Here is a 13,579-nt window from a genome sequence, read left to right as displayed (position 1 = left end):
CTGCTCTGCCGCTTTCTGGCGAAAAGGAGAACCCGGATGTTAGCTCGCCCCCGACGCCCTTTCGGCTCGGCCGCGATAGCGATAGTGATGACGGTGTTGCTGACCGCGTGTGGCGCCAGCGCCACGTCCGGTAGCGGGCCCGGCGGCCGCAACCCCAACGAGCTGGTCTTCGCCGCCATCCCGTCGGAGAACGCGCAGAGCATGCAACAGGCCTACCAGCCCCTAATGACGTTGCTGCAGAAGGCAACCGGCAAGCAGATCCGGTTCCAAAGCGCCACCAGCTACTCGTCGGCCATCGAGGCTCAGCGCGCCGACAAGGCCGACTTCGTCCAGTACGGTCCGTTCTCGCTCATCACCGCCCAGAACAGCGGTGTCAAGGTCACCCCCATCGCAGCCGAGACGGTCGCCAAAGGCACCCCGCCCGGTTATCACTCCTACGGCATCACCCGGCCCGGCACGGGCATCAACAGCATCGCCGATTTTCGCGGAAAGAAAATCTGCTTTGTCGACCCGAATTCGACCTCGGGCTTCCTCTACCCGTCGGCGGCGTTGATCAATGCTGGTATCGACCCGAACAAGGATGTGACCCAAGTGATTTCCGGCGGCCATGACGCGTCGGCCCTGTCGGTGCTCAACGGCCAGTGTGACGCCGGGTTCGCGCAGGAAAGCATGATCGACACGACCCTGCCGAGCAAGGGGCAGCTCAAGCCGGGCCAGCTGACCGTGGTGTGGAAGTCGGACCTGATTCCCGGCTCGCCGATCGGGATCAGCGATGACCTCGCGCCCGACCTGAAGGCAAAGATCATCGGCGCGTTCCCCAACGCCAATGTCGACTACATGAACGCCAACGGCATCTGTACTCCGGCGTGCGCTCATCTCGGTGAAGCCAACGGCTGGGGCTATGCGACGGTTGACAACGCGTTCTACGACAGCGTCCGCAACGTGTGCCGTACCACGCACGCCAAGCAGTGCGCGGGGCAGTCATGATCGCAGAGGTAGCCGTCCGATTTGAGGGCGTGACAAAGAGTTTCGGACCCGAGATCCGCGCACTCGACAACATTTCGTTTTCGGTCGCACCCGGTGAGATCGCCGTCCTGCTGGGGCTGTCCGGCTCGGGCAAATCTACGCTGCTGCACCACGTCGACGGCCTGCAGCGGCCGACCGCCGGCGCGGTCACCGTACTGGGCACGGACGTGGGCCGCGCGACGGCCGGTGATCTTCGCCGCCTGCGGCGCCGGGTCGGCTTCGTGTTCCAGCACTTCCACCTCGTCGGCAGCCTCAGCGTGCTGGAGAATGTGTGCACCGGCGCGCTGGGCCGGCTGTCCTGGCCCCGCCTCGGACTGTTCAGCTACCCGCGCAGCGTGCGCCGCGAGGCGCTCGGCCACCTGGATCGGGTTGGCTTGCTGGAACGCGCTTTTCAACGTGCGGACACCCTCTCCGGCGGCCAGCAGCAGCGGGTTGCGGTGGCCCGGGCGCTGATGCAGCGGCCGGAGATCTTGCTCGCCGACGAGCCGGTCGCCTCGCTGGACCCGGAATCGGCGGCCCAGGTGATGCAGCTGATCCGGGAGATCAGCACCGAGCAGCGGCTCACGGTGCTGTGCAGTCTGCATCAGGTGACGCTGGCACTGAACTGGGGCGACCGGGTGATCGGGTTGCGCGACGGGCGGGTGGTTCTCGACCGGCCGGTGGCCGGACTCGACCACGACGACGCGATGTCGCTGTACGCCAACGTAAATGGTGACCCTTTGCTAGTCGCCGGCGCTCCCGCGTGACCCGTGCGTGACCACTGAGACAGTCCCACCCGCGCCGCGCACGCTGGCGGCACCGCGGGTAGGGAGCACGGCGGCCTGGTCGGTCATCGGCGCCCTGGTGGTGGTGGGTTGCTGGGCCGTTGCCGATCTGCGAATCAATGCCGCAACGTTCATCGACGGCGCCCGCAACGCGGTGGGTTTCGCGGGACGCACGCTGCCGCTGGACTTTCCGCCCGCCGGGGAGCTGCTACGGCTGTCGGGACAGACGCTGGCGATCGTCATTTCCGCAACGGTGTTATCCGTGATCCTCAGCATTCCGTTGGCGATCCTGGCCGCGGCCAACACCACACCGGGCACTGGGGCCCGGTTGGGCGCCCGCGCCCTGATCGTGATGCTTCGTTCCGTCCCGGACGTTGTGATGGCCATCGTGTTCTTCCGGATCTTCGGACTCGGCGCGATGACCGGCGTGCTGGCGATGGGTTTGCACTCGACGGGCATGGTCGCCAAGCTGTACGCCGACGCGATCGAGCACGTCGACGAGGGGCCCCGCGCGGCGATTCGCGCGAGCGGGGCCGGCGCGGGGCAGGAGCTGACCGCCGGTGTGCTCCCACAAGTGATGCCGGCATTCGTGGCGACCGCACTGCACCGCATCGACATCAATCTGCGAATTTCGGTGCTGCTCGGTTTCGTCGGCGTGAACGGCCTGGGGTATGCGATCGCCACCGCATTCAAGCAACTGGACTATCGGCGCGGGATGGCTTTGGCCGCCGTGGTTCTCGCGCTGTGCGTCCTGGTCGAGTCGCTGTCCGGGTCGATTAGGCGGGCTTTGCTACGCGAGACCGGCGGGCAGTCGACGCACAGTCCGCCGCTGCACACCGGCGGTCAGATCAGCCCGCCGTGGACGGCTGCGCGGATGCGGCGCGCCGGGTATGCAGTATTGACCGTGCTGGTGGTGTTGACATCGGCATGGGGTGCGGACCTGGACCCGATCCATTTCGTGAATTCATTGCGGGGGATCGCCAAGAATGCCGGACTGTTCTGGCCGCCCGGAACCGCGGGCATCTTCGGGCAGCTGTGGTCAGACCTGTGGCTGACGGTGAAAATCGCACTGGGTGCGACCTTGATCGGCGCCGCGCTGGCGTTACCCATCGGCTGCCTGGCCGCGCGCAATGTCGCCCCGAATCCGCGTGTCGCGCAGATGTTCCGGATCTTCGTGGTGCTGATCCGCGGCATTCCGGAATTGGTACTGGCGGTGGTATTCGTGGTGATCACGGGGCTCGGTGCGGTGGCGGGCACGCTCGCGCTCAGCGTGGGCAGCATCGGGTTGTTGGGCAAACTGGTCGCGGACTCGCTGGAAGAAGTCGATCCGGGTCCACAGCGGGCCATCCACGCAACCGGCGCCGGGCGCGGGCAGGTGTTTTTCACCGGAACACTGCCGCAGGCCGCGCCGAGCTTTATCGCGCACGTGCTCTATCAGCTCGACGTGAACATCCGGGCAGCTACCCTGCTCGGCATCGTGGGCGCCGGTGGTATCGGCTTCGACCTGCTCAGCGGTGCGCAGGTGCTCGAATTCGATTTGGTGACAACGATCTTGCTGATGGTGTTCGTCACCGTGCTGGCGGTGGAGGCGCTGGCAGTATGGCTGCGCCACGAGGTGAGCTGAAAGTTAACGAACAACTGTTCGGGATGTTCACCTGCAGTGGCGTCGGCGTTGACCACGGTGAAGTTGTCCGGACAACCTGGCCGACGAGTGTGATGGCGTGACACCAGCGAGGTATATGGACATCGCCGACCAGCTGGCCGGTGAGCTGGCCGCATGCGCGCCCGGTACCCGGGTGGCCAGCGAGCCCGAACTCGCCAGTCGGTTCGGTGTCGGCCGCGCCGCGGCCCGGTCGGCTCTGCAGGAACTCGAGCGCCGACTCTTGGTCCGCCGGATCCAGGGGGCGGGCACCTTCGTCAATCGGCGCATCGACTACGTGATCTCCCGCAACAGGCCGCCGTCCTGGCATGCCACGGTGATCGCAAGCGGCGCCACTCCGCGCTCGCAGACCAAGGAGGTGCAGCGGATCGCGCTTGCCGCCGAGGAGTCGGATCAGCTCGGCTGGCCGGCGGGCACCCCGATGTACCGGATCGTGCGGCACTTCTTCATCGACGACCTGCTGGCGTCGGTCACTCAGGAGCTGGTCCCGATCGAGGCCGCACCGAACCTGGACATCGCGCTGCAGAGCGTGGAGTCGGTGAACATCGTGCTGTGCCAGCTCGGCGGCTTGCGGCCGGTGCGGGCGTGGTGCCGGGCGAGCCTGGACATCCCGCCCCGCGGTGTGCTGCGGTGCCTGGGCATCGAGGCCAGTGACCCGGTGTGGCGGATCGAGAGCATCAGCCGTGACGCCGAAAACGGTCGTGTGCTGCTGAGCAGCAGCGCGTGGACGCGGGCCGACGCGGTGCGGGTGGTGGTCGAACTCGAAGACATGGGCACCACACCGGGAGAACCCGGTGAGTGATTCCTTGAATCGCGCCCGGCGCTGCGGGTTGCTCGCCCAGGCCGAGACGGAGGAGCTGCGGGTGTTGGCCGATGCCTGTCTGGCCGACGGCGTCGACGTGCGGGTGCTCGTTGCCCCCGAGGTCGGTTTCGTGTCGACCCAGATTCGTGAGCCGGTTGCCGGCGAACGGTTTCTGCTCGGCGACGTGCTGGCCTGTCGCGCCGAGGTCGAACTGGCCGGCCACCGCGGCTGGGCGATGCGGCTCGGCGACGACCGGGCGGCTGTCCTGGCCGCCGCCGTGCTCGACGCCGAGGTCGAAGCCGGTCGGCTGCGCGCCGCCGAAGTCGACCGGCTGTGCGACACGGTCGCCGCGCGACAAGCCGAGCGCCAGGACCGCGAGTGGTCCGAACTCGCCCCCACCATCGTCGAATTCGAGGAGTTGATGTGACCGCGCTGCGGCCGGCGGACTCGCAGCAGATCTTCCGGGCAGTGCTCGAGGCGCTGGCCCGGCCGGGCACACCCATGCCACTGCCCAGCGAACCGTTGCGGCTGCTGGCGCCCGCCATCACTCCGATCATGGCCCTGGCCGACTCGACGACCGGGGTATGCGTTCTGGAGCGCCCCGGTGAGCATTGGGCCGACAAGATCGCCACCGCGACGGCCGCCCCCATCTGGCCGGCCGAGATGGCGCGTTTGGTGGCCGCGGTCAGACCGGTCAGCGCCGACGAGGTCCGCGGCTTCACCCGCGGTTCGGCCGAGGCACCGCAGGACGCCGCGCTGGTGTCGTTCGCCGTGCGCGATGTGGAGGGTGGACCCCGGCGGTGGACGCTGACGGGGCCGGGTGTGCGTGATACCACAACCATTGCGCCGCAAGGCATGACGGTCGGGTTCGTGGCCGCTCGCGCCGGGGTGGTCGCCGCATACCCGGGCGGCATCGACGTCCTGCTGGTGACCGACGACGGACGCATCGTCGGCCTGCCCCGGACCACGACGATCACCGAGGAGAACTGATGGGGTATTCCGGGGCGCGCGGCGGGTTGGACGCCATTCTCGCCGCCGAGGATCTGGTGCGACGGGCCCGCGATTTCGCGCCGGTTCCGTGGGCGAGCTCAGAGCAGATCGTCGCGCGTTTCCGGCTGGCGGTCGACCGGGTGATGGGGGAAGCAGGTCTGTTCGACGAAGCCGCCGCGGCGGCCGCGCTGCGCCAGGCCGAAGGTGATTCGCTGGAAGCCGCGCACCTGTTGCGCGCGTACCGCTCCACCTTGCCGCGTCTGGCGATCAGCGAGCCGATCGACCCGAACCGGATGACCATCATGCGACGCATCGTGCCGGCCTTCCGGGAACCGGACGGGCCGCAACTGCTGGGCCGCACCACCGACTACACCCGCAGGCTGCTGGACAAGCCGGACACAGCTCCCGCGGCGCCGGCCGACGATCAGCATGGGGGCCCGACGCCGCCGCGCACCGCGCAGCAGCGCAGTCCCCGACGCTTCCTCGACCTGCTGCGCGAGGCCGGCCTGGTCGTCGACCACCGCACCGCCGACGACCCGGAACCCTTTGACATCACCCGGATTCCGCCGCAGCCGCCGGCACCGCGATCGGCGGCGCTGGCGACGATGGCCCGCGCGGACACCGGCGCGCTGTTGGGGCTGTGGTACCGGTCGATCCTCGGCCCCGACGGCGACATTCATGAGGTCACGCTCGGTGAGGTGCGGCACGGGCGATTGCCGTTGGAGGTCAAGCATCCACATCTCGGTGAGCCGGTGACGATCGGTGAGTTCCGGGTCACCGAGGCCGAGGCCATCGAGGATCTCGACGGCGCCGAGGAGGATCGCAGCAGATTCGACGTCGGGTACGGAATGTGCTTCGGGCACAACGAACGTAAGGCCATCGCGATGGCGAACCTGGACGTCGCCAACCGCCGGTTCGGCCGCTCCGGTCCGCTCGAACAGCTGCTGCTACTGACCACCGATGGGCTGGACTCCGGCGGATTCCTGGAGCATCTCAAGCTGCCGCACTACGTGACATTCCGCTCCATGGTGGAACGCAAACAGGCGCTGCAGGCGGCCGGGGAGGGCCGCGCCGTGCGTGTTCCCGAGCCCGCCGGGAGGGATTGCGAATGACCACCACCGCCGCGCTGCTTGCCGAGCTTGCCGAACAGGACACGCCGCCGGAAATCCTGGACGAAATCGGCAAACGCGAAATCCGCCGCGCCGCACTGACAGCGGTGTGTGTGCCGGGCTACCAAGTGCCGTTCGGATCGCGAGAGATGCCGGTGGCACGCGGCTGGGGTTCCGGTGGTCTGCAGGTGACGTTGGCAGTGATCGGCGTCGGTGACACCGTGAAGGTCATCGACCAGGGCGACGACGGCGGCGTCAACGCCACCAACTTGCGCCGGATGATCGCGGCCACCACCGGATGCGCGGAGTCGGCCGACACCCGTGAGTCGACCGTGGTCCAGACCCGCCACCGCATCCCGGAAGAGGCGCTCTCGGCGGGCGACCTGTTGGTGTATCAGGTGCCGGTGCCCGAGCCGCTGCGCAAGGTCGAGAAGTCGGTTGCCGAGTGCGCCCGCATGCATGCCGAAAACGATTATGCGGCAATGTGGGTCGGGTTGTACGAAGACATCGTCCGCAACGGCATGATCACCCGCACGACGGGTTACCCGGTATTGGTCGCCGGGCGCTACGTCATGGCTACCACACCGATTCCGCGCTGGGACGTGCCGCGGCTGCATCATTGCGAGCACGTCAACCTGTTCGGCGCCGGGCGGGAGAAACGGATCTACGCGGTCCCGCCCCACACCGACGTCGTCCCAGTGACATTCGACGACGTGCCGTTCGAGGTGGAGTACGCGGACGGCGCGGTGTGCAAACTGTGCGGCAGCGATGACGTGTTTCTCGTTGAGGCCGGGCCCGCAGGCGGTTTCGTGTGCAGCGATACCGAGTGGTGTGCCCGGGTGCGCGCCGGCGACACCGACCGCGCGGCGCATCGCAAGCGGGCGCCACTGCACCTGCTGCCCGACCCACGGCGGCGTGCCGGGGCCGCTGCGGCGAACCGGCCGGCGACCCGCCCACGCACGGCGGCTCGCCACGAGATGCCGGTAGGTAGCCGCGAATGGATGCTGCGGGTCGATTCGATCGGCAAGGTGCACGGCACCGGCGGCGTGTACGCGGTCGAGGGCACCGGGCCCGAACACGGCACCGCGATCAGCCCGAACACCGGTGCGGTCGTGGCGGCCTGGGATGTGTCGTTCGACGTCGCACCCGGTGAGGCGCTGGGTGTGATCGGCGAATCGGGATCGGGCAAGTCGACCGTGCTGGCATGTGTCATCGGAAGCGAAAGAGCCACAACGGGTTCGGTATATCTAGCGACGGTCGACGACGGCGCCACCGACCTGCTGCTGTTGCCCGACACCACCCGTCGGCGGCTGCGCGTCGATGCGATCGCAGCCGTCCACCAGAACCCCGCCGACGGCCTCGACCTGCGGATCAGCGCCGGCGGCAACATTGCCGAGCGGCTCACCGCCGCGGGCTGGCGCGGCTACCACGACATCCGTAACCGTGCTGCCGAACTCCTTGAGCGAGTTGAGGTTCCGCTAGCACGGATGGACGACCCGGTGGGGACGTTCTCCGGCGGCATGCGGCAACGTGTGCAGATCGCCAAGGCCTTGGCGACCGAACCGCCGGTGCTGCTGCTGGACGAGCCGACCACCGGGCTGGACGCGTCGGTGGCCGCCGGCGTGCTGGACCTGCTGCGCGGTCTGCTGTTAGAGCGCAACGTCGCGGCAGTCGTTGTCAGCCATGACTTCTCGGTGATCGAGGCGCTGACCGATCGCGCCGTCGTCATGCAGCTGGGCAGGGTTATCGAGCGAGGCCTGACCGATCAGCTGTTCTGCGACCCGCATCAGCCCTACACACAGCGGCTCGTCGCCGCGGCCAGGAGGTGATCGCGATGGCAGCGGTGCTGACTGTGCGGGCGTTGCACAAATCGTTCACGCTGCACACTATCGACGGGCGCGTCGTGCACTCACTGCGCGGGGTCGACCTCGACGTGCACGCCGGCGAGCATATCGCGCTGGCCGGCCCGAGCGGAGCCGGTAAATCCTCGCTGCTTCGTTGCGTCCATCGCACCTATCTGCCGGACTCGGGCTCGGTGCTGCTGCGCACGAACGAAGAGGTCGAGCTGACCAAACTGTCGGACCGAGCAATGGCAAGGCTGCGCGGTCGCGAATTCGGCTACGTGGCACAGTTTTTGAATGCTCCGCCGCGGACCAGCCCGTTGGCGTTCGTGGCCGCCAGCGCCCGTCGCCGCGGTGTCGACCGCGCCGAGGCGCGTGAGGCGGCCGCGGACGCGTTGCGGCGGCTCAACCTCGACGAAGTGCTGTGGGATGTGGACTGCTCGGTGCTCTCGGGCGGCGAGCGTCAGCGGGTGAACCTGGCCGCCGGCACGGTACGCCCGCCGCGGCTGCTGCTGCTCGACGAACCGGTGTCGGCGCTCGACCCCGCCAATCGCGAAGCGGCGCTGGAACTGATCGCGGCGCTGGCGACCCGGGACGTCGCGGTGCTCGGGGTCTATCACGATGTGGATGCCATGCGGCGGTTGGCATCTCGGGTGGTGTTGATGCACGACGGTCGCATCGCGAAAGACGGTGCGGTGACCGAGATTTTCGAAGGAGTGGCATGACGATCGAGGTGTTCGAACGGACGGTGCGGCACTGGCCGTTGGCGACGCCGCCGGCGGACTACGTGCTCGGCCACGTCCGCGCGGTGTTGCCCGACGGCGTCATCGACGACGCGTTGGTGGCCGTCCGCGACGGCGTCATCGCGGCGGTCGAACCACACCGGCCCGGGCTGTCGGCCGACGTCGACGGTCAAGGTCTGCTGTGCATTCCGGGTCTGGTGGACACCCACAGCGACGGGCTGGAGAGCGAGCGGTTGCCGCGGCCAGGTGCCGAGCTACCGATGGAGTTCGCGCTGTTGTCGTTCGAGGGCAAGCTACGGGCGGCCGGGGTGACGACGGTGTTTCACGGCGCCGCGTTCGAACGGAGCATAGGCCGCGGCATGCCGCGCACCATCGAGGGCGCGGTACTGCTCTGCGAGACCGTCGAAGCGCGGACCGAGGGCCTGGTGGATCACCGGATCCTGTACCGGCTTGATGTCCGCAGCGCGGAAGGGCTTGCGGCGCTTAAGGAACGGCTCGCCAAGCCGGTGGGCGTCCCGTTGGTTTCGCACGAGGACCACACCCCCGGGCAGGGGCAGTACACCGACCGTGCGTATTACGAGCGCTACATGATTGGTGCGCGCGGGATGACCGCCGACGAAGCGGTGCGCCATGTCGACGACCTTATCGTCGAGCGCAGCGGGCGCCTCGGGATCCGTGAGGACGCGATGAGCTGGCTCGGCGAACATGCGCGGGCCGGGCGGATCCGCCTGATCGGCCATGACCCGGTGTCGGAAGCCGAGGTGGACGAGTTGGTGGCGCGAGGTGGCGCGGTCGCCGAATTCCCGACCACGCTGGCGGCCGCGCAGGCGGCGCGTGACCGGGGGCTGCCGGTGGTGATGGGCGCGCCGAACGTGCTGCGCGGCCGCTCCCACAACGGCAACGCGTCCGGCCGTGACCTGATCGAGCGTGGTTTGGTGACCTCGATCGCGTCGGATTACCTGCCGCCGAGCCTGCTGGCCGCGGCGTTCACCCTTGTCGACGACGCCCGGATCGGCCTGGCCGCCGCCGTCGCATTGGTGACGTCGGGTCCGGCGGATGCCGCGGGGCTGGCCGACCGTGGCCGGCTGCTGCCCGGCCTGCGGGCGGATCTGGCGCTCGTCGCGCCCGGGCACTGGCCGGTCGTGCATGCGGTGCTGGCGAGCCGGTCACGCGAGGACACGCGATGACCCTGTCCCGTGAATCGTTGGGCATGCTCATCGACGGACTGGCCGGACTGCCCTATGGCGGCGAGGTGGTGGACCAGCGGGCGCATGCACTGCAGACCGGGTGGCATGCGAAACAGGCCGGCGCCGACGACGAGCTTCTGGTCGCGGCGACGTTGCACGACATCGGCCGGGCCGGTGCGGTGGCTGCCCAATGGCCGGATCTTCCGCACGAGCTGTGCGGCGCCGAGTTCGCGCGCGCACACCTCGGTGAGCGCGTCGCCCGGATCATCGCTGCGCACGTGCCGGCCAAGCGCTACCTGGTCGCCACGGACCCCGGGTATTACGCTCATCTCAGCCTCGCTTCGGTCGCCTCGCTCAAAGTGCAGGGCGGCGGGATGAGCGACGAAGAGGTCGCCGCGTTCCGTGCGATTCCCGTCGCCGAAGAGGGGGTCATGGTGCGGCGGTGGGACGACGACGCGAAGGATCCGCACGGCCCGGTGATCACTATCGCCGAGGTGCTCGACGCCTACGACCGGCTGGCCGAACGAGCTCGGCAATAGGCGGGTAGGGGGCTATTCGGCGGCGGCCGAGAGCGCGGCTATGAGTGCGTCGATGTCGACCTGGGGTTGGATTCCCGCGGTTCCGGCCAGGCCGGGCGCGCAAGGTGCTCGCCGCGGAGGCGTCGGCGGCGTAGCCGTGCATGGCGGCGGCGTCTTGCACCCACATCGCCATGTATTCGGCTTCGGTGGCGGCGATCATCGGCGGGGGCACCGTCATGGCGAACGCGGCCTCATAGGCGGCCGCCGCCGCATACGCCTGGGTGGCGGTGATGCCGGCCTGGGCTGCGGCGGCCTGCAACCAGGCCACGTAAGGGGCGGCCGCACCCGACATGGCCAGCGCCGACGGACCCAACCAGGCCAAACCGGTCAGCTCGGACACCGACGTGGAGTAGCCCGCGGCACTGGATTCCAGCTCGGCGGCCACCGCATTCCAGGCCGCCGCCGCGGCCGGCAGCGGCCCCGACCCCGGACCGGCATACATCAACCCCGAGTTCACCTCCGGGGGCAACAACCCGAAATCCACGAAATGTTGCTCCCATCGGCCTGAACGGTTGCCGGCCATCGTGTAACGAAACCACGACCGTTCATGCCGGGACGCACTACTACATTTATCGCCCGCAGCACCGAAGGACTACTGCATTCACCCGGTAGCTGCATGGATTTCGCCGCTCAGCACCTGTTCCGGTACCCTGGGGCGGTTGCCGACGCAGGCGACTCTCCTGCCACGGATCGCCCGTGGCCGCTTAGACCAGAGGAGGTGGTGAGGTTTCCATGCGTCCATACGAAATCATGGTCATTCTTGACCCCACGCTCGACGAACGTACCGTTGCCCCGTCATTGGAAACGTTCCTCAATGTCGTCCGCAAGGACGGCGGGAGCGTCGACAAGGTCGACATCTGGGGAAAGCGCCGGCTGGCCTACGAGATCGCCAAGCACGCCGAAGGCATCTATGTAGTTGTCGACCTCAAGGCGGCCCCGGCCACGGTGTCCGAGCTCGACCGTCAGCTGAGCCTCAACGAGTCGGTGTTGCGCACCAAGGTGATGCGCACCGACAAGCACTAAGTCGGGTAGCGAGCGCGCTCCCCGCCGTCGGCGCCTATGCGTAGGCTCAGCGAGAACATGCTCATGACCGTTTACCGTCCCCAGGCGAGAGCCGGGATGGACCCAGGAGGACACAGTGGCTGGTGACACCACTATCACCGTCGTCGGAAATCTGACTGCCGACCCCGAACTGCGGTTCACGCCGTCGGGTGCTGCCGTCGCGAATTTCACCGTGGCGTCCACACCCCGGATGTACGACCGCCAAAGCGGGGAATGGAAAGACGGCGAGGCGCTGTTCTTGCGGTGCAACATCTGGCGCGAGGCTGCGGAGAACGTCGCGGAAAGCCTCACCCGGGGATCACGCGTGATCGTCACCGGACGGCTCAAGCAGCGCTCGTTCGAAACCCGCGAGGGTGAGAAGCGCACCGTCGTCGAGGTTGAGGTCGACGAGATCGGGCCCTCGCTGCGCTACGCCACCGCCAAGGTCAACAAGGCCAGCCGCAGTGGCGGTGGAGGCGGCGGCTTCGGCAGCGGCGGTGGCGGCGGATCCCGCCAGTCGGCGCCCGCGCAGGCGAGCAGCGGACCGGCGGACGACCCGTGGGGCAGCGCCCCGGCATCGGGTTCCTTCGCCGGCGGTGACGAAGAACCTCCGTTCTGACGTCCACCACTTTCAAAACCAGACAAGACCAGTAGCAAACGGAAAGAAACAAACACATGGCAAAGTCCACGAAACGGCGCCCGGCTCCCGAAAAGCCGATCAAGACAAGGAAATGCGTCTTCTGCGCTAAGAAGGGCCAGTCGATCGATTACAAGGACACCACCCTGCTGCGCACCTACATCAGCGAGCGCGGCAAGATCCGTGCCCGTCGTGTCACCGGTAACTGCGTGCAGCACCAGCGCGACATCGCGCTTGCGGTCAAGAACGCCCGCGAGGTGGCCCTGCTGCCCTTCACTTCGTCGGCGCGATAGCCGCCGATCTCAACCGAAAGTACGAAAACGATGAAGCTGATTCTGACGGCCGACGTCGACCATCTCGGTGCCGTCGGCGAGACTGTCGAGGTCAAGGACGGGTACGGCCGTAACTTCCTTCTTCCGCGCGGCCTGGCGATCGTCGCCTCGCGTGGAGCACAGAAGCAGGCCGACGACATCCGCCGGGCCCGCGAGACCAAGGCCGTGCGCGATCTGGGGCACGCCAACGAGATCAAGACCGCGATCGAGGCGCTCGGTCCGGTCTCGCTGCCGGTGAAGACCGCGGCCGATTCCGGCAAGTTGTTCGGCTCGGTGACCGCCGGGGACGTCGCCGCAGCAATCAAGAAGGCCGGCGGCCCGAATCTCGACAAGCGCATTATTCGGTTGCCCAAGTCGCATATCAAGGCGGTCGGCACCCATTCGGTCGCGGTGCATCTGCACCCCGAGATCAATGTCGACGTTGCGCTCAACGTCGTCGCGGACAGCTAACGCAGCACCGATTGTTCAGATCCGGCGGCTGCCTTTAATCGGCGGCCGCCGGATTTTGTTGTGTCCTCAGTGAGCCAAAGGGTTGCCTTGTGGATGGGCGGCGCCGCAAACCTGGCGAACTATTCGGGCGACGCCGCTGCGCGGAGCCCTTAACCGCCTCGTAACTATCCGAAAACATGGCCGAAAGCCAACACGCCCGGCGCAGTAACCTGCGACGACACGCCGAAGAGATTCTTCTCCACACCAATTCACCGGTCGTGTACGACCCTTATCAGCAGGGATGTCGCAGCGCCGCGTTTTGTTCCACAGGTTCTCCACACCCCACTCAACACAGGTGTCGATGGATATGCACACACGATGCACAGCCTTATGAACAGAGGCCCTTTTAACAGCGGGCCAGCAACGTTTACGGTCTTCCC

Annotated in this window: 15 protein-coding genes and 1 pseudogene; 15 read left to right on the top strand and 1 reads right to left on the bottom strand. The window is 67.7% G+C overall.

The window, feature by feature from the left end:
• The first annotated feature begins 36 nt into the window (after positions 1–36).
• From G6N55_RS17130 to G6N55_RS17080, 11 genes are all read left to right on the top strand, one after another.
• Complete coding sequence (locus G6N55_RS17130) at positions 37–987, top strand: phosphate/phosphite/phosphonate ABC transporter substrate-binding protein (protein WP_085222182.1); 951 nt, start codon at positions 37–39, stop codon at positions 985–987.
• On the top strand, positions 984–1,772 hold the full coding sequence (gene phnC / locus G6N55_RS17125) for a phosphonate ABC transporter ATP-binding protein (RefSeq protein WP_085222183.1): 789 nt from the start codon (positions 984–986) through the stop codon (positions 1,770–1,772). The genes G6N55_RS17130 and phnC overlap by 4 nt, the downstream gene beginning before the upstream one ends.
• A 7-nt stretch (positions 1,773–1,779) precedes the next feature.
• Positions 1,780–3,414, top strand: a complete 1,635-nt coding sequence (gene phnE, locus G6N55_RS17120) for a phosphonate ABC transporter, permease protein PhnE (RefSeq protein ID WP_085222184.1) — start codon at positions 1,780–1,782, stop codon at positions 3,412–3,414.
• A 97-nt stretch (positions 3,415–3,511) separates the two neighbouring features.
• A complete protein-coding gene (locus G6N55_RS17115) occupies positions 3,512–4,252 on the top strand; it encodes a GntR family transcriptional regulator (protein WP_139826838.1) in 741 nt (246 codons plus the stop codon).
• Entirely contained in the window at positions 4,245–4,679 is a 435-nt protein-coding gene (locus G6N55_RS17110; RefSeq protein WP_085222186.1) for a phosphonate C-P lyase system protein PhnG, read from the top strand. Before G6N55_RS17115 ends, G6N55_RS17110 begins: the two co-directional genes overlap by 8 nt.
• Complete coding sequence (gene phnH, locus G6N55_RS17105) at positions 4,676–5,242, top strand: phosphonate C-P lyase system protein PhnH (protein WP_163667374.1); 567 nt, start codon at positions 4,676–4,678, stop codon at positions 5,240–5,242. The genes G6N55_RS17110 and phnH overlap by 4 nt, the downstream gene beginning before the upstream one ends.
• Positions 5,242–6,354, top strand: a complete 1,113-nt coding sequence (locus G6N55_RS17100) for a carbon-phosphorus lyase complex subunit PhnI (RefSeq protein WP_085222187.1) — start codon at positions 5,242–5,244, stop codon at positions 6,352–6,354. Before phnH ends, G6N55_RS17100 begins: the two co-directional genes overlap by 1 nt.
• Entirely contained in the window at positions 6,351–8,180 is a 1,830-nt protein-coding gene (locus G6N55_RS17095) for an alpha-D-ribose 1-methylphosphonate 5-phosphate C-P-lyase PhnJ (RefSeq protein ID WP_085222188.1), read from the top strand. Before G6N55_RS17100 ends, G6N55_RS17095 begins: the two co-directional genes overlap by 4 nt.
• Before the next feature lie 5 nt (positions 8,181–8,185).
• Positions 8,186–8,917 (top strand): ATP-binding cassette domain-containing protein, encoded by a 732-nt coding sequence (locus G6N55_RS17090; protein WP_085222958.1) that lies wholly within the window; start codon positions 8,186–8,188, stop codon positions 8,915–8,917.
• The gene (locus tag G6N55_RS17085; RefSeq protein ID WP_085222189.1) at positions 8,914–10,122 is read left to right on the top strand and encodes an alpha-D-ribose 1-methylphosphonate 5-triphosphate diphosphatase; all 1,209 of its coding nucleotides are present in this window, start codon (positions 8,914–8,916) and stop codon (positions 10,120–10,122) included. Before G6N55_RS17090 ends, G6N55_RS17085 begins: the two co-directional genes overlap by 4 nt.
• The gene (locus tag G6N55_RS17080; RefSeq protein ID WP_139826839.1) at positions 10,119–10,661 is read left to right on the top strand and encodes an HD domain-containing protein; all 543 of its coding nucleotides are present in this window, start codon (positions 10,119–10,121) and stop codon (positions 10,659–10,661) included. The genes G6N55_RS17085 and G6N55_RS17080 overlap by 4 nt, the downstream gene beginning before the upstream one ends.
• 100 nt (positions 10,662–10,761) lie before the next feature.
• On the opposite strand, the pseudogene G6N55_RS17075 reads toward G6N55_RS17080, so the two are convergent.
• Positions 10,762–11,184: pseudogene (locus tag G6N55_RS17075) on the bottom strand (PPE family protein); the annotation flags it as partial.
• Positions 11,185–11,432: 248 nt separating this feature from the next.
• On the opposite strand from G6N55_RS17075, the gene rpsF reads away from it, so the two are divergent.
• The 4 genes from rpsF to rplI all read left to right on the top strand — a co-directional run bounded on the left by rpsF (position 11,433) and on the right by rplI (position 13,160).
• Positions 11,433–11,723: a 30S ribosomal protein S6 gene (gene rpsF / locus G6N55_RS17070; protein ID WP_085222192.1), complete on the top strand. Its 291-nt coding sequence runs from the start codon at positions 11,433–11,435 to the stop codon at positions 11,721–11,723.
• A 115-nt stretch (positions 11,724–11,838) separates the two neighbouring features.
• On the top strand, positions 11,839–12,360 hold the full coding sequence (locus tag G6N55_RS17065) for a single-stranded DNA-binding protein (RefSeq protein ID WP_085222193.1): 522 nt from the start codon (positions 11,839–11,841) through the stop codon (positions 12,358–12,360).
• A gap of 56 nt (positions 12,361–12,416) precedes the next feature.
• The gene (gene rpsR, locus G6N55_RS17060) at positions 12,417–12,671 is read left to right on the top strand and encodes a 30S ribosomal protein S18 (protein ID WP_025738217.1); all 255 of its coding nucleotides are present in this window, start codon (positions 12,417–12,419) and stop codon (positions 12,669–12,671) included.
• A 30-nt stretch (positions 12,672–12,701) separates the two neighbouring features.
• The gene (rplI, locus tag G6N55_RS17055; RefSeq protein ID WP_085222194.1) at positions 12,702–13,160 is read left to right on the top strand and encodes a 50S ribosomal protein L9; all 459 of its coding nucleotides are present in this window, start codon (positions 12,702–12,704) and stop codon (positions 13,158–13,160) included.
• Positions 13,161–13,579 lie beyond the last annotated feature (419 nt).

The organism is Mycobacterium florentinum (assembly GCF_010730355.1).
GTDB lineage: Bacteria > Actinomycetota > Actinomycetes > Mycobacteriales > Mycobacteriaceae > Mycobacterium > Mycobacterium florentinum.
The sequence above is the reverse complement of the archived record's forward strand: the minus strand, read 5'-3'. Positions and strand labels throughout refer to the sequence as shown.